Below are 16,613 nucleotides of genomic sequence, written 5' to 3'. Positions count from 1 at the left end.
TTACGGTTTATGGCCGTTATTCCGCGACTTTCTTTTTCGCCGCGCGTTTAGCTTTGGTGGCAGCAGCGATTTTAAGCGTTTTCGCCGATGGCTTTTTCGCTTTTTTGTCGCCTTTTTTCTCAGTCGCTTTTTTATCCGCCTGAGGTTTAGCTCTGCCTTTCTTCTCGCCACGGAAAGCACTATCCGGCTCGAAATTCACCTTTTTGCCCATCTGACGACGTCTGCCGGTGTTTTTACCTGCATCACCTTTTTTCGCTTTTTCGCGCGCGGTTTTACCCTCATTACGCGGTGCGCGTTCACTGGAGATCAGGCTAAAGTCGATTTTACGCTCGTCCATGTTGACGGCTTCCACACGAACTTCCACACGATCGCCCAGGCGATACATCTGACCGCTGGATTCCCCCGTCAGGCGTTGTCCAACCTGATCAAAGCGGTAATAGTCATTATCCAGTGAGGAGACATGCACCAGACCGTCAATAAACAGCTCATCAAGACGAACAAAGAAACCAAAACCGGTCACGCTGGCAATCACGCCTTTAAAGACATTACCGACCTGATCCAGCATAAAGTCGCACTTCAGCCAGTCAGAAACGTCCCGCGTAGCTTCGTCAGCGCGGCGCTCCGCCATGGAACAGTGCTGGCCCAGTTGCAACATCTCTTCCATCGAATAATGGTAGCCCCCCGTTTCCGTGGTGTTACCTTTGTGGCCCTGCTCCTGTGCCAGCAAATACTTAATTGCACGGTGCAAAGACAGATCCGGATAGCGACGAATCGGTGAGGTAAAGTGTGCATAAGACTGCAGCGCCAGACCAAAGTGTCCGCGGTTTTCTGGATCGTAAATCGCCTGCTTCATTGAACGCAGCAGCATAGTTTGCAGCATTTCCGCGTCAGGTCTGTCGGCAATTGATTCCAGCAACTCGGCATAATCGCGTGGCTCTGGTTTGTTACCACCAGGCAGTTCCAGTCCCAGCTCTGCCAGTACGGAACGGAAGGAGGTGATTGCTTCAGTGGTCGGCTTGTCGTGGATACGGAACAGTGCAGGCTCTTTGGCTTTCTCAACGAATCGTGCCGCTGAGATGTTAGCCATAATCATGCACTCTTCAATCAGTTTGTGCGCGTCATTACGCTGGGTCTGTTCAATACGTTCAATGCGGCGTTCAGCGTTGAAGATAAATTTGGCTTCTTCACTTTCAAACGAGATACCGCCACGTTCTTCACGGGCTTTATCCAGCACTTTGTACAGATTGTGCAGCTCTTCAATGTGTTTAACCAGCGGCGCGTATTGCTCACGCAGCTCCTGATCGCCCTGCAGCATGTGCCAGACTTTGGTATAGGTCAAACGAGCATGGGAGCTCATTACCGCTTCGTAGAATTTAAAGCCGGTTAAACGACCTTTCGACGAAATGGTCATTTCGCACACCATGCACAGACGATCCACCTGCGGGTTCAGCGAACACAAGCCATTGGAAAGCACTTCCGGCAGCATCGGTACGACCTGCGACGGGAAGTAGACGGACGTACCACGATTGCGAGCTTCCTGGTCCAGCGGTGTTGGTGGTCGAACATAATAGCTTACGTCAGCGATAGCCACCCATAAACGCCAGCCGCCACCGCGTTTCTTCTCACAATAAACGGCATCATCGAAGTCACGCGCATCTTCACCGTCAATTGTCACCAGCGGTAAATCACGCAGGTCAACGCGGCCAATTTTGGCCTCTTCCGGTACTTCTTCTTTAAGCCCGGCGACCTGCTTCTCTACCGCCTGCGGCCAGATATAAGGGATTTCATGAGTACGCAAAGCCATATCAACGGCCATGCTAGTGCCCATGTTATCGCCCAACACTTCAACAATTTTACCTACCGCTTTGGTGCGTCGGGTTGGGCGCTGGGTAAGTTCAACCACTACCACAAATCCCATGCGGGCGCCCATTACCTCTTCAGGTGGGATAAGGATATCGAAGCTCAGGCGGCTATCATCTGGTACCACAAACCCTACGCCGGCGTCGGTGAAGTAGCGACCGACAATCTGGCTGGTTTTTGGCACCAGTATGCGCACAATACGTGCCTCGCGACGGCCTTTACGATCCGCGCCCAGCGGCTGTGCCAGAACCTGATCGCCATGGATGCAGGTTTTCATCTGTTCGCTGGAAAGGTACAGGTCGTCTTTACGTCCTTCAACGCGCAGAAAGCCGTAGCCATCACGGTGGCCAATAACGGTACCTTTCAGCAGGTCAAGACGTTCCGGCAGCGCATAGCACTGACGGCGAGTGAAGACCAGTTGCCCATCACGCTCCATAGCGCGCAGACGGCGACGTAGCGCTTCTAACTGCTCTTCACCTTCAATGTTGAGTTCAACAGCCAGCTCATCGCGGTTGGCCGGTTTTTCACGTTTGGTTAAATGTTCGAGGATAAATTCCCGGCTCGGGATAGGGTTCGCGTATTTTTCAGCTTCGCGTTCCTGGAAAGGATCATGTGACATCTCGGTTCCTCCGTTGTCATCTCTGATGAAGATTTTCGTCACTCCACCAGCAATAATTTATAAAGCGGTTGATTATTTTCAACCAAATCGGCAAGTGTGTAGTTGTCCAGTTCCGTCAGAAAACTTTGCACTGCTTTAGAAAGCGCCTGTTTGAGTCGACAGGCAGGGGTTATGTGGCAAAACTCGCTGCTACAGTTGACCAGCGATAAAGGTTCCAGCTCGCGAACCACATCGCCAATACCAATAGCCTTAGCTGGTTTGCCCAGGCGGATACCGCCGTTTTTTCCTCGAATAGCAGTAACGAAGCCCGCCCGGCTAAGTTGATTGATTATTTTGACCATATGATTACGGGACACGCCGTAGACTTCTGTCACCTCAGAAATACTGGTCATACGTCCTTCGGGAAGCGACGCCATGTAGATTAGCGCACGTAATCCGTAATCGGTGAAACTTGTTAACTGCACATCAACCTCAGGAAAAAGGGAAAACGGATAAGCCTGGTAGTATTAATTATATTGATGATAAACCAGCCACCAGCCAGGTCGCTAATTTATTTCAGTTCGGGAAGGAAAAAAGCGAGGAACTTACAAGATTTTAAGCCGGATACCAGCGTAAAACGCCTTATCCGGCCTACAAATGCCCACTCACTGTAGGCCCGACAAGCATAGCGCCACAGGCGCTATGCAACAACCATAATTATGCGTCGAACGGGTCGCGCAGGATCATAGTTTCAGTACGGTCTGGACCAGTTGAGATAATATCAATTGGTACACCGGTCAGTTCTTCAATACGCTTGATGTAGTTCAGAGCAGCCTGCGGCAGACCACTACGTTCTTTTACACCAAAGGTAGATTCAGACCAGCCAGGCATGGTTTCGTAAATCGGCTCGATACCTTTCCAGTCGTCTGCTGCCAGCGGGGTAGTCGTGACTTCACGACCATCCGGCATACGGTACGCCACACAGATTTTCACCTCTTTCAAACCGTCCAGTACGTCCAGTTTGGTCAGGCAGAAGCCAGACAGGGAGTTAATCTGTACTGCGCGACGCACAGCAACGGAGTCCAGCCAGCCGGTACGACGACGACGACCCGTGGTCGCGCCATATTCGTTACCCTGCTTGCACAGGAACTCGCCGACATCATCAAACAGTTCAGTCGGGAACGGACCTGCACCTACACGAGTAGAGTAGGCTTTAATGATACCCAGCACGTAGTCCACATAACGTGGGCCCAGGCCGGAGCCAGTTGCCACGCCACCAGCAGTGGTGTTGGAGGAGGTTACGTACGGATAGGTACCATGGTCGATATCCAGCAGTGTACCCTGCGCACCTTCGAACATGACAAAATCGCCACGTTTACGCGCCTGGTCCAGCAGATCGGAAACATCAACAACCATAGAGGTCAGGATGTCGGCAATCGCCATCACATCATCCAGCACTTTTTGGTAGTCAACTGCTTCAACTTTATAGAAATTCACCAGCTGGAAGTTGTGATATTCCATCACTTCTTTCAGTTTTTCAGCGAAGGTTGCTTTATCAAACAGATCGCCAACGCGCAGACCGCGACGAGCTACTTTGTCTTCATAAGCCGGACCGATGCCACGACCGGTGGTGCCGATCGCTTTCGCGCCACGCGCTTTCTCACGTGCGTTATCCAACGCGACATGATAATCAAGGATCAGAGGACAAGCTTCAGACAGCAGCAGGCGCTCACGGACAGGGATACCACGATCTTCCAGTCCTTTCATCTCTTTCATCAGCGCGGACGGAGACAGCACAACACCGTTACCGATGATGCTGATGACATTCTCGCGAAGAATACCTGATGGAATAAGATGGAGGACGGTTTTTTCACCGTTGATTACGAGAGTATGGCCTGCGTTGTGACCACCCTGGTAGCGCACAACATATTTAGCCCGTTCAGTCAGAAGATCGACGATCTTCCCTTTACCTTCGTCACCCCATTGGGTGCCCAGTACGACGACGTTGTTACCCATTTTTCAAAATCACCGTTTGCTTAAAAATGGATTCTACCACCGCTTTTTCAGATATACAGCACTTTTTGCATCCAAAAATTCGTAAATTAGTCTACTTATTAATCAGCCAATCGTTTTCCTCAACATGTAGTAGACCACAACGCCCGCAACCACAAGACCGCCGCCAAAACGACGTAAAATATTTTCCGGCAGTTGTGCCATCGCAGAGATCATTTTCTTCCAGGCACTGGGATACAGCATCGGACCAAGACCTTCCAGCACCAAAACCAGCGCGAGCGCCAGCAAAATTGTTGAGTTCATCCGCTGTCCTTATATAAAAAGAAAACCACCGCATCCCTGAGGACGCCGGTGGTTTTACTGGTCTAAAACCGCTGGGCTATTTTAGCGTGTCGCGGAATTCGGTGTCTTCATGTAACGGAAGAAATCGCTGTCCGGACTCATAATCATCACGTCCTGATTACCTTCGAAGCTCTTCTCGTAAGCACGCAGGCTACGGATGAAGGCGTAGAAGTCAGGATCCTGACTAAATGCGTCGGCAAACAGTTTAGCGGCCTCCGCATCACCTTCACCACGCATAATACGGCCCTGGCGCTCAGATTCTGCCAGCGTTTTAGTAACTTCATAGTCCGCTGTTGCGCGCAGTTTTTCCGCTTCTTCCTGACCTTGTGAACGATGGCGACGCGCTACCGCTTCACGCTCAGCGCGCATACGGTTGTAGATAGCCTCGGACACTTCGGCCGGCAGGTTGATTTGCTTGATACGCACGTCGACCACTTCGATACCCAACGCCGCCATACTGTTCGGGTTGATGACCGGTACTTTACCGTTCGTTTCAGCCTGAACACGTTCAGCTGCTTCGGCAATTGCACTATCCGCCGCAGGGGTCGCTACTTCATCTTCCGTGCCAGCAGATCCGGAGTTCAGCGCGTCACGGACTTCCAGGGTCAGACGACCTCGAGAATCGGTAACGATGTCTTTTACATCCAGACGACCGATTTCAGAACGCAGACGGTCAGAGAACTTACGTTTCAACAGAACTTCTGCCTGAGAAACATCACCACCGCCCGTTGCCAGGTAGTAACGGCTAAAATCGCTGATACGCCATTTAATGTAGGAGTCAACGATCAGGTCTTTCTTCTCTTTGGTAACAAAGCGATCGGCCTGGTTGTCCATGGTCTGAATACGCGCATCAAGCATTTTCACTGATTCAATAAACGGGATCTTAAAGTGCAAACCCGGTGCAAAAACCAGCGGCTTGTTGTCATCGTCGCGCAGAACTTTACCAAAGCGCAGCGTAATACCACGCTCGCCTTCTTTGACGACAAAGACAGACATGAACAGAACTACCAGAACGATGATAATAATCGCAATAACTGACTTACGCATCGTTATTCCCCCTGACGCTGGTAGTCGTTACGCTGCGCGTTCGCGCGGCGTTGGTCCATAATATCACCCTGACTGGTGGACGAAGTGCTGCTTGCTCCAGTACTGGAGGTTGATGCCGGTGGCAGACGCAACAGGTTTGAGCTGCTGTCAGATTTTGCTGCTGGAGCATTTCCGCCTTTAAGCATCTGATCTAACGGCAGAACCATCAGATTGCCGCCCTTATCGTTAACCAGAACTTTGCGGGTATGGCTCAGCACTTTTTCCATGGTTTCAATATACAGACGCTCGCGAGTAATTTGCGGTGCGGCTTTATATTCCGGCAGAATTTTTGCAAAGCGAGCCACTTCACCCTGTGCTTCCAGGATGGTTCGCGTTTTATATGCACGCGCTTCTTCAAGAATACGCTGCGCCTGACCATTTGCGCGTGGCTGAACTTCGTTGGTGTACGCTTCAGCTTCACGGATGTATTGCTGCTCGTTTTCACGTGCTGCGATGGCATCGTCAAACGCGGCTTTCACCTCTTCCGGCGGACGTGCAGCCTGGAAGTTGACGTCCAGCAGAGTAATACCCATGTTGTATGGACGAATGGTCTCTTCCAGTTCACGCTGGGTGTCGCTACGAATAACAGTACGCCCTTCGGTCAGAATACGATCCATGGTGTATTTGCCGATAACCCCACGCAAGGCGCTGTCGGTAGCCTGGCGCAGACTGTCATCAGCACTGGTTACGCTAAACAGGTAACGCTGCGGATCGGTAACACGGTACTGCACGTTCATTTCAACGCGCACGACGTTTTCGTCAGATGTCAGCATCACGCCGGATGCAGCAAGCTCACGCACAGCTTCGACGTTTACCGGAGTAACTTCGTCGATAAATGTCGGTTTCCAGTTCAGACCCGGCTCAACCAGATGGCTGAATTTACCGAAGCGTGTCACCACGCCGCGCTCCGCTTCTTTAATGGTATAGAAACCGCTGGCTGCCCAGATAATGACAATTGCCGCTGCTGCGATAGTAAAGACCCGTCCTCCCAGTTGTGGACGCGGGCCTTGCGATGAACTACCGCCACCAGAACCTGTACCTTTACCGCCACCCAGACCACCGAGTTTTTTACTCAGTTTGCGGAAGATATCATCAAGATCGGGAGGTCCCTGCTCACGACCACCTTTGTTTCCATTTCCCTCAGGGTTGCCGCCAGGTTTGCTGCTTCCCCAGGGGTCGCGGTCTTGTCCGTTATTACCGGGCTGATTCCACGCCATGTTTGTGCTCCATATTTGTTATGCGGTGATATACCCCGTTTTTTGCACTACAGGAGCGTTACCGCCTTCCTGCAACCCAAAATTCGATGAGTATTGGGCAAAAAATCCCCAGGCATTTCCTCCCGGTCAGACGATGTAATCTGCCAGGGTCGGTTCTTGTTTACAGAGGCGACGCCAGTCAACGATCGGCATACGAACTTGCAGACCTACGCTGCCATCCTCCTCCATCCACTCTTTTTCTATTGCCTGAAGTTGGTAAAACCGGCTTCTCAGACGCCCTTCCTGCGGCGGTAAACGCAACGTATGCTGCGCAACCTCACCGGAAAGCCGCTCTGTCAAAGCCTGAAAAAGTTGTGGTATACCAATGCCAGTTTGCGCAGAAACCCAAACGCGGATTGGTTTATTCTCTTCATCTCTGTCGATACGCGGTTCAAAATCATCCAGCATATCGATTTTATTCATCACCAGCAGGGTCGGGATCTCGTGCGCGTCGATCTCTTCGAGAACCGTATCCACAGCCTGAATATTTTCCTGCACACGGAAATCTGCCGCATCAATAACGTGCAGCAGCAATGTCGCCTGACGCGTCTCCTGCAAGGTGGCTTTAAACGCCGCCACCAGGTCGTGCGGCAAATGACGTATAAACCCGACGGTATCCGCCAGCACAGTTTCACCGACATCCGCTACGTCTATACGACGTAGTGTAGGATCCAGGGTCGCAAACAGTTGATCTGCTGCGTAGACCCGGGCTTCGGTTATCTGGTTGAACAAGGTGGATTTTCCGGCGTTGGTATATCCCACCAGTGATACGGTTGGGACATCCGCTTTCTTGCGCGACTGCCGCCCCTGCTCACGTTGCTTTTCAACTTTTTCCAGGCGCGACTGTATCTGCAAAATGCGATTACGCAGCAAACGACGGTCGGTTTCGAGCTGGGTTTCACCCGGACCACGCAAACCAATACCGCCCTTTTGCCTTTCAAGGTGAGTCCAGCCACGGACCAGGCGTGTAGCCATATGACGCAACTGCGCCAGTTCAACTTGCAACTTACCCTCATGGGTACGTGCACGCTGGGCAAAAATATCTAAAATGAGGCCAGTCCTGTCGATGACAAGACACTGGCATAACTGTTCCAGGTTACGTTCCTGGGCAGGGCTTAGAGCATGATCAAAAATCACCACCGCAGCGCCTGTCGCTTTCACGGCTTCCGCAATTTCGATTGCCTTACCTTCACCAACAAAAAACTTCGGGTGCGGTGCTTTACGGCTCCCGGTAATCACCTGCATTGCTTCGACACCGGCGGAAGAAACCAGAGATTCAAACTCCTGGAGATCTTCCATATCTTTGTCTTGCGAAAAATAGATGTGTACCAGTACCGCCTGCTCACCGGCATCATAACGGTCAAACAAGCGTCAACCCCTTAATATATATCAACGGGGAACGCAGGATCTCTGGCTCCCCGTGTGTAAAACAGCCAAAACCTTATTCGGTTTCTTCGCTGTCCTGTTGCGCAGATGAACCCTGCGCGTTGCTACCGTGATGGTAGTTACTGCTGGTGCCGCCGGTGGCGTTATTGCTGTGATGAGAAACCGGGCGAGACGGGACAACAGTAGAAATCGCGTGCTTATAAACCATCTGGCTGACCGTGTTTTTCAACAGGATCACGAACTGATCAAAAGACTCGATTTGACCTTGCAGCTTAATACCATTCACCAAATAAATAGAAACTGGAACACGTTCCCGACGCAGTGCGTTCAGGAACGGATCTTGTAAAGATTGCCCCTTAGCCATTCTCTCTTTTCCTTATATGCTTATTTGTACTTTGAACCTTTCGATTCTGAAAAATTGCGCACGATACGTTTCAATTGTACACATTCAGTTCGCGATAGCACCAACAACCTGTAATACTTCGTTTCGCGCCTGGTCAGGCTTTTCACTGTCAAGCCAGTGCACCCCATCCCAACCACGCAACCAGGTTACCTGCCGCTTCGCCAACTGCCTCGTGGCGCAAACACCTCTATAAACCATTTCATCATATGAGATTTCACCTTCAATGTATGACCACATCTGGCGATACCCAACACAACGAATGGAAGGCAAATCCGTATGCAAATCTCCTCGGGCAAAAAGCGCCCGGACTTCTGCTTCAAAACCTGAAGCTAACATCTGATGAAAACGCTGCTCAATTCGCTGATGGAGCAGTTCACGGCTCGCCGGGGCGATAGCAAACTGATGCACCTGATACGGCAAAGCATCTCCTGACGTTTGCGTCAGCTCCGTTAAAGTTTTACCCGAAATGAAAAAAACTTCCAGTGCCCGGGAAAGTCTTTGCGGATCATTTGGATGAATCCGCGCTGCGGCAACAGGATCAATCTCCTGAAGCTGCCGATGTAACGCGTCCCACCCAAGCTCTGCCGCCTGCTGTTCAATTCTGGCCCTGACCTCCGGATCCGCCGACGGTAACGGCGACAACCCCTCAAGCAAGGCTTTGAAATATAACATTGTGCCGCCTACTAACAGCGGGATACGCCCCGCTGCAGTAATATCAGCCATCTCGGCTAGCGCATCTCGACGAAAATCCGCAGCAGAATACGCCTGTGCCGGATCGCGAATATCCAGCAATCGGTGCGGTGCAGCCTTTAGCTCTTCAGCATCGGGCTTGGCGGTACCGATATCCATCCCCTTGTAAATAAGGGCGGAATCAACGCTTATCAACTCTACAGGCAAAACTTTACGCAATTCAATTGCTAATGCCGTTTTACCAGAGGCCGTTGGCCCCATTAAAAAAATTGCCTTTGGCAGGCTCGCCTTACTGATATCACTCATGTTTCAGGGCGTTCATTACCGAATGTAAATCAACAGGTTGTAACAGACCACCCGGCGGCGCCTTCACAAGCTGCGGACAGAGCCGCTCAACATCCGCCAACAGCGTAATAGCCTGAGCCATGCTCCACTGCGGATGTTCACTCATCAGGTTACGCGCAATCCACTGTGCAATGTTGCCATGTTCGAATACGGACTGCTGCGCCAGGTAGCCTATCAGTTCAGGAATCAAGATTTGTAAATTTTGTTGGCGTAAGGGTAAAGGCACTGCTCGGATGGTCACATGCTGCGCATCCAACTGAAATTCAATGCCCAAATCCGCCAACTGGCTTTGCGCTTTTTGCAAAGCCGCCTTTTCATCTGCGGTCACTTTCAAACGCAACGGGATCAGCAATGGCTGAGCACAAACAGGTCCCTGTCCCGGCGTCAACTGCGCCTGACGCAACCAACGTTCAGCTACCGGTAGCGCCAACAGCCGGATATGTCCGTCGCATTCGAGTAACGCGCAGTCTGCACCGACGATTGTCAGGACTCGGCCAAAACTTTGGCTGTGTCCGGCAAGAGAAGACTCTGCCACGTTGGGTACAGCGGATTTGTGCGTTGGAACCGGAGCAGGTGTCTGAAGTAGTTGTTGGTAAACTTCACCCTGTTGCTTTTGATACCCAGGCAGAGCATGCGGCCAACTGGCAGATGCCTGGCGACTGCCACCACTCCCTGCCGATACGGAATAACGCGGCGTAGTAGGTTCACGTGCTGGCGCAGGTTCTGCAAAGTGATTACGTCCCGCCGCAACCCGGTTTTCCGGGATATGCCTTGGTAGAGGATCTTCATCACCCTCCAACGGAAGCGATGTTTCAAGCTGTTGTTGCAGTACGCTCAGCACCCCCTGATAGATAAAATCATGCACCAGGCGGGACTGATGGAAGCGGACTTCATGTTTGGCAGGATGCACATTTACATCCACCTGATGCGGATCAATTTCCAGATACAAGACAAATGCGGGTTGTTGATCGGCCCCTAACTTGTCTTCGCAGGCCTGGCGGATAGCGTGGTTAATCAGCCGGTCACGCATCATACGACCATTCACGTAGCAGTACTGAATTTCTGCCAATGCCGCAGTGGTGTGATTCGGGTCAGCTACCCAGCCCCGCAACGTCAAATCGCCATGCTGCCACTCAATAGCCAGCGCCTGCTCCAGAAATGGCGTGCCACAAATAGCGCCCAGTCGACGCTCTTTTTGCCCATCGGCTGTCACCGCGCGGTACTGGCGCATTATTTTACCGTTGTGCGACAAATTTATCGTCACGTCAAAACGCGCCAGCGCAATGCGTCGGATGATTTCGTCAATATGATTAAACTCGGTTTTCTCGGTGCGCATGAACTTGCGCCGCGCTGGCGTGTTGTAGAACAAATCCAGCACTTCCAGCGTAGTACCCACCGGATGCGCAGCAGGTTTAACCGTCACGTCCATATCGCGCCCTTCAGCATACGCCTGCCAGGCTTCGGGTTGTTCTTGTGTACGGGACGTCAGGGTTAAACGTGAGACAGAGCTGATACTTGCCAGCGCCTCCCCGCGAAACCCGAGACTAACGATAGCCTCGAGATCGTCAAGTGAGGCTATTTTACTGGTGGCATGGCGAGCCAGCGCCAGCGCCAGCTCGTCTTTTTTGATACCACAGCCATTGTCACGAATGCGGATAAGCTTTGCACCACCGCGTTCGATATCAATATCAATACGTGTAGCACCCGCATCAAGGCTGTTTTCCACCAGTTCTTTTACTACCGACGCAGGCCGTTCTACCACCTCACCTGCGGCAATCTGGTTCGCCAGCTGTGGCGGTAGAACCTGAATCGGCATGGCTAATCCTTAATTTGTTAACGTATCACCCGGCGATACAGCGCTGGCTGTTTGTGACGGTGCGCCCTGCGGCCCCGTTTGCATAGGGTGCGCCAGGAAGTAGTTACGCAACCCTTTATAAATCGCCTCTGCCAGTTGCTGCTGATAATCATCGCTCGCCAGCAGGCGCTCTTCACTGTTGTTACTGATAAAACCGGTTTCAACCAGTACTGACGGGATATCAGGCGAGCGTAATACGCCAAGGCTGGCGTGCTCTGGTCGACGTTTGTGCATCGAACCAATACGCTCTAACTGGCCGATCATACTGGTCGCCACATCATACCCTACACGCTGTGAATGACCGAACTGCAGGTCCAGCACCGCCTGGCTTAAGTACGGATCGGACTGACTGTTTGCCAGCACATCCCCCGCACCACCCAACAGCTCAGATTGCTTCTCATGCTGTTCCAGCCAGCCGGCCATTTCACTGTTGGCACGACGGTTTGACAGTACCCACACGGAAGCGCCGGTGGCATCCCGGTTTGGTGCAGCATCCGCATGAATAGAGACCAGGAAATTGGCATTTTGTTTACGAGCGACGTCAGAACGCCCCATCACCGAAATGAAGTAATCGCCATCACGGGTAAGCACGCCTTTAAACATCGGGTCGTCATTCAGCAAGCTACGCAGCTTACGCGCAACCGCGATAGTGACGTTTTTCTCCCGCGTACCGCCAGGCCCGATAGCGCCGGGATCTTGCCCACCGTGTCCTGCATCGATAGCGATAACGACTTTATCGCCATTGTTGTTGGTCGCCCGGGCGGCAGGTCGCGTGACCGTATTGCTGTTGGTCACGGCAGTTGTACGATTGCTTTCCGTTTTAAACGGATTGCGTGCAGGCTCAACCGAACGCGGGGCAACAACCGGCGCTTCAACACGCTTCACGACCACTGGTGGAGGTGGAGGCGGTGGAGCATCGGCTTTGATCGTAAACACGACAGTATAGTTACCACCGTTTTGCCGTTTCACGGCTTCAGCTTTCCCGTTTTCGGTTAAATCGACGACCAGCCGCAGAGACTGCGCGTCATTCGGCGTGCCGGAGCGGATCGCCTTCACCAGATTATTGCCACTAAACAGCAGCGGTAATCCCTGAATCACACCGGATTGTTTGATATCCAGCGCGACAGTTCGTTTCCCGTCCTGCGATACGCTGTATTCAGGATCGCCAATAAAACTTAACGTGATCCGCGCCTGTTGGTCACCGTTGGAAACCTGAAGATCCGAGAGGCTGGCGGCTCCTGCCTGCGCGCACAGCAGGACCAGGGTTGCCATCAGCCAGTTTCTGATGCGATAAATCATCCCGCCACCCTTAAGATTAATCGGCTAAACGCGCCAGCAATAAATCACCCGATGAGGAGACGGCACTTACGCGCGCCTCCCGACCTTGCGCCTGGTACTCAATGTGTATTTCGACGTCCGGGTCAGGAAGCACACCTTTACCTTGTTGCGGCCATTCCACCAGGCAAATTGCATCATTGGCAAAATAATCTCGGATCCCCATAAACTCCAATTCTTCCGGGTCCGCAAGTCGATACAGATCGAAGTGATACACCATCAGGTTATCGAGTGAATAGGGTTCAACCAGTGTGTAGGTGGGGCTTTTTACATTGCCTTTGTGACCCAACGCCTGCAGGAATCCCCGGCTAAAGGTGGTTTTACCCGCACCCAGATCGCCGTACAAATAAATAACAGTTGCGCCGTCACAGGCGTTGGCTACCCGCAGTCCCAGGTCTAAAGTCGCCTGTTCATCAGGTAGCGGAATTACTCGATTCATCATGATAAACGTCAATCACATCAGGGTTAACAATACGCTGTAGCGTGGTAAAGAGATCTGTCGCCAGCATGCCGCGAGTTCCAAAACGCGCTGCCAGCACATCCGCCGCCGCACCGTGCGCGACACATCCTGCACACGCTGCATCATACGGGGTAAGCTTCTGTCCGAGCAATGCACCAATAATACCGGAGAGCACATCGCCCATACCGCCGCTGGCCATTCCTGCATTGCCGGCATCAATAATACCCAACGCATTTTGTTCGGAGGCCACAACCGTACCCGCACCTTTCAGCACCACTACACCTCCGTACCGTTTTACCAGACGTTGTGCAGAAAGTAAGCGATCGTCTTCAATTTCTGCTATGGAACAGCCCAGTAGTCGCGCGGCCTCACCTGGATGCGGCGTGATCACGCGATTGTGACGTTTATCGGGGTTGATTGCCAGCAGGTTAAGCGCATCAGCGTCCCAGAGCATTGGTTTACGAAAATTCTCCACTTTTTGCAGCGCTTTTTTGCCCCACTCCTGCTGCCCAAGCCCAGGACCAATGACCACCACATCCGCCCATTCCAGATTTTCCTCCAGCGCATGCGGCGTTAGCGTATCCACCATCAACTCCGGACGGGCAGTCAGGATTGGCGCAATGTTTTCGCTGCGGGTCAGAACTTTAACCAGCCCGGCACCTGCGCGAAGTGCGGCTTCACCGGCCATACGTATTGCACCAGCAGTGCCATGGTCGCCACCAATAATCACTAGTCGCCCATGGGAGCCTTTATGCGATGTCGGTCGGCGCGGCGTTAACCAGTGGGCAAGTTGCGAAGCATCAAAACGCTGAACAGGCACTTCCTGCCCTGCAAGCCAGGTCTCCAGCCCAAGAGCATTAAAATGAAGATGCCCAGTGACATCACGCGCTTTACCGGTTAACAGTCCCGGTTTTAACGCAATAAAAGTGACGGTATGCGCGGCACTCATCACCGCACCTGGCGTCGCTCCTGTCTGCGCCAGCAGACCGGACGGAATATCTATCGCCACCACGGGAGCAGGGTGCGAATTAGCCAATTCGATCAATGCAGCCAGAGGGGCGCGCGGTGCATGTTGTAAGCCGGTACCGAGCAGCCCATCAATAATGACATCCACCTTTTCCGGCCAGATAATATCTGGAGCATGGATAACGCCCCCTGCATTCAGCCAGGCGTCACGCGCCTGCTGCGCCTCTTCAGGGAGAGGCTTGTCACTCTCCTGCGCCAGTAATGTGACGTTAATACCCACCGCTTTGGCAAGCCTTGCGACCACATAGCCATCCCCACCATTATTTCCGTGGCCACAGAGCACCAGCCAGTGCCGGAAGTCCGGGTACGCGTCGCAGGTAACCTTAAATGTTGCCTCTCCCGCTCGTAGCATCAGTTCATAAAGAGTCAGCCCAAGACTGTCTGCAGCCTCACGTTCCGCTCTCTTGATGTCATCGGCGTGCCAGATGGAGTGTGGTATACTTGCGGGGTTTTTCTTCATTGTATGGTCCGTCATGTCAGAGCCCCTCGATCTCAATCAGTTAGCGCAAAATATTAAGCAGTGGGGGCTGGAACTTGGCTTTCAGCAGGTCGGTATTGCCGATACCAACCTTAGCGAAGCCGAACCCAAACTGCAGGCATGGCTGGATAAACACTATCACGGCGAGATGGACTGGATGGCCCGTCACGGCATGATGCGTGCTCGTCCCCAGGAGTTATTGCCCGGGACTTTACGCGTCATTAGCGTACGAATGAACTATCTCCCTGCCAACGCGGCCTTTGCCAGCACCTTAAAGAATCCGACCCTGGGCTACGTCAGTCGATACGCACTGGGGCGTGACTACCATAAACTACTGCGTAACCGCTTAAAAAAACTGGGAGAGATGATTCAGCAACACTGTGTTTCGCTGAATTTTAGACCTTTTGTTGATTCTGCGCCTATTCTTGAGCGTCCACTGGCGGAAAAAGCCGGGCTTGGATGGACAGGTAAGCACTCACTTATCCTTAACCGTGAAGCCGGTTCATTTTTCTTTCTGGGTGAGTTACTGGTTGATTTACCTTTGCCAGTGGATCTGCCAGCAGAAGAAGGATGTGGGAAGTGTGTCGCCTGCATGACCATCTGCCCGACTGGTGCGATCGTTGAGCCGTACACCGTAGATGCCCGCCGCTGCATTTCTTATCTCACCATTGAGCTGGAGGGTGCAATTCCGCAAGAATTTCGCCCACTGCTGGGAAATAGGATCTATGGCTGCGATGACTGCCAGCTCATTTGTCCCTGGAATCGCTATTCGCAGTTAACCGTAGAAGACGACTTTAGCCCACGCAAACAACTCCACGCCCCAGAGTTAATTGAACTGTTTAGCTGGAGCGAAGCGTGGTTTTTAAAAGTCACAGAAGGTTCTGCCATTCGTCGTATTGGTCACTTGCGCTGGCTACGAAATATCGCCGTCGCGCTGGGTAATGCCCCCTGGGATGGGGCTGTTATCAATGCGCTGGAAAATCGCCGAGGTGAGCACCCACTTCTCGATGAGCACATAGAATGGGCGATTGCGCAGCAAATTGAGAAGCGAAATGCCTGCGTGGTTGAAGTGCAACTGCCGAAGAAGCAGCGCCTGGTCAGGGTCATTGAAAAAGGCTTGCCACGTGACGCTTAAGTCATCCACAGCTTGTGTATAAAAATAAAAACACATTGATATTCAAGAGGGAAAAAATCGTCAAGTGATCGCATTAACAGTTTGAAATGATAATTAATTCAACGTATTCAATTAATTACAAAGATACTATTCACCCGGCTAAGTTTTTTGCATTCCAGGAATAATATCCGAACCTGTGGATAAGTCTGTTTACAAGAGTATGTCAAAGACAAAAGAAAACAGCCCCAACGCGATAATTCGTTGTGGATATGTTTATTGAGATAAGAATTTGGAGCGGGAAACGAGACTCGAACTCGCGACCCCGACCTTGGCAAGGTCGTGCTCTACCAACTGAGCTATTCCCGC

The 16,613-nt window shown here is 52.1% G+C and carries 14 protein-coding genes and 1 tRNA gene; 1 reads left to right on the top strand and 14 read right to left on the bottom strand.

Annotated features, from left to right (window positions below; translation table 11 throughout):
• Positions 1 to 16: 16 nt before the first annotated feature.
• The 13 genes from rnr to nnr all read right to left on the bottom strand — a co-directional run bounded on the left by rnr (position 17) and on the right by nnr (position 15,130).
• On the bottom strand, positions 17 to 2,479 hold the full coding sequence (rnr, locus tag OGX98_RS21860; protein WP_045438967.1) for a ribonuclease R: 2,463 nt from the start codon (positions 2,477 to 2,479) through the stop codon (positions 17 to 19).
• Between the two features lie 38 nt (positions 2,480 to 2,517).
• Complete coding sequence (nsrR, locus tag OGX98_RS21855; RefSeq protein WP_045438964.1) at positions 2,518 to 2,943, bottom strand: nitric oxide-sensing transcriptional repressor NsrR; 426 nt, start codon at positions 2,941 to 2,943, stop codon at positions 2,518 to 2,520.
• 232 nt (positions 2,944 to 3,175) lie between these two features.
• Positions 3,176 to 4,474: an adenylosuccinate synthase gene (gene purA / locus OGX98_RS21850; protein ID WP_045438961.1), complete on the bottom strand. Its 1,299-nt coding sequence runs from the start codon at positions 4,472 to 4,474 to the stop codon at positions 3,176 to 3,178.
• Between the two features lie 102 nt (positions 4,475 to 4,576).
• Positions 4,577 to 4,774: a DUF2065 domain-containing protein gene (locus OGX98_RS21845; protein ID WP_003025602.1), complete on the bottom strand. Its 198-nt coding sequence runs from the start codon at positions 4,772 to 4,774 to the stop codon at positions 4,577 to 4,579.
• An 81-nt stretch (positions 4,775 to 4,855) separates the two neighbouring features.
• The gene (gene hflC / locus OGX98_RS21840) at positions 4,856 to 5,860 is read right to left on the bottom strand and encodes a protease modulator HflC (RefSeq protein WP_045438957.1); all 1,005 of its coding nucleotides are present in this window, start codon (positions 5,858 to 5,860) and stop codon (positions 4,856 to 4,858) included.
• Positions 5,861 to 5,862: 2 nt separating this feature from the next.
• Positions 5,863 to 7,116: an FtsH protease activity modulator HflK gene (hflK, locus tag OGX98_RS21835; protein WP_048222322.1), complete on the bottom strand. Its 1,254-nt coding sequence runs from the start codon at positions 7,114 to 7,116 to the stop codon at positions 5,863 to 5,865.
• Between the two features lie 126 nt (positions 7,117 to 7,242).
• The gene (gene hflX, locus OGX98_RS21830; RefSeq protein WP_045438953.1) at positions 7,243 to 8,523 is read right to left on the bottom strand and encodes a ribosome rescue GTPase HflX; all 1,281 of its coding nucleotides are present in this window, start codon (positions 8,521 to 8,523) and stop codon (positions 7,243 to 7,245) included.
• Between the two features lie 73 nt (positions 8,524 to 8,596).
• On the bottom strand, positions 8,597 to 8,905 hold the full coding sequence (gene hfq, locus OGX98_RS21825) for an RNA chaperone Hfq (protein WP_045438949.1): 309 nt from the start codon (positions 8,903 to 8,905) through the stop codon (positions 8,597 to 8,599).
• 84 nt (positions 8,906 to 8,989) lie between these two features.
• The gene (gene miaA / locus OGX98_RS21820) at positions 8,990 to 9,940 is read right to left on the bottom strand and encodes a tRNA (adenosine(37)-N6)-dimethylallyltransferase MiaA (RefSeq protein ID WP_048222323.1); all 951 of its coding nucleotides are present in this window, start codon (positions 9,938 to 9,940) and stop codon (positions 8,990 to 8,992) included.
• On the bottom strand, positions 9,933 to 11,795 hold the full coding sequence (gene mutL / locus OGX98_RS21815; protein ID WP_286595914.1) for a DNA mismatch repair endonuclease MutL: 1,863 nt from the start codon (positions 11,793 to 11,795) through the stop codon (positions 9,933 to 9,935). The genes miaA and mutL overlap by 8 nt, the downstream gene beginning before the upstream one ends.
• Before the next feature lie 9 nt (positions 11,796 to 11,804).
• Positions 11,805 to 13,133 (bottom strand): N-acetylmuramoyl-L-alanine amidase AmiB, encoded by a 1,329-nt coding sequence (amiB, locus tag OGX98_RS21810; RefSeq protein WP_136345328.1) that lies wholly within the window; start codon positions 13,131 to 13,133, stop codon positions 11,805 to 11,807.
• Between the two features lie 16 nt (positions 13,134 to 13,149).
• The gene (gene tsaE, locus OGX98_RS21805; RefSeq protein WP_045438937.1) at positions 13,150 to 13,611 is read right to left on the bottom strand and encodes a tRNA (adenosine(37)-N6)-threonylcarbamoyltransferase complex ATPase subunit type 1 TsaE; all 462 of its coding nucleotides are present in this window, start codon (positions 13,609 to 13,611) and stop codon (positions 13,150 to 13,152) included.
• Complete coding sequence (gene nnr, locus OGX98_RS21800) at positions 13,583 to 15,130, bottom strand: bifunctional ADP-dependent NAD(P)H-hydrate dehydratase/NAD(P)H-hydrate epimerase (RefSeq protein ID WP_286595913.1); 1,548 nt, start codon at positions 15,128 to 15,130, stop codon at positions 13,583 to 13,585. Before nnr ends, tsaE begins: the two co-directional genes overlap by 29 nt.
• Between nnr and queG the strand changes: the two genes are divergently transcribed.
• The gene (gene queG, locus OGX98_RS21795; RefSeq protein WP_045438931.1) at positions 15,129 to 16,268 is read left to right on the top strand and encodes a tRNA epoxyqueuosine(34) reductase QueG; all 1,140 of its coding nucleotides are present in this window, start codon (positions 15,129 to 15,131) and stop codon (positions 16,266 to 16,268) included. The genes nnr and queG overlap by 2 nt on opposite strands.
• Before the next feature lie 269 nt (positions 16,269 to 16,537).
• Here queG and OGX98_RS21790 read toward each other — a convergent pair.
• Positions 16,538 to 16,613: transfer RNA gene (locus tag OGX98_RS21790), tRNA-Gly, on the bottom strand.

Source organism: Citrobacter sp. Cm046 (assembly GCF_030333065.1).
GTDB classification, from domain to species: domain Bacteria; phylum Pseudomonadota; class Gammaproteobacteria; order Enterobacterales; family Enterobacteriaceae; genus Citrobacter; species Citrobacter murliniae.
Note: the sequence above shows the minus strand (reverse complement) of the source record. Positions and strands in the feature narration are given on the sequence as shown.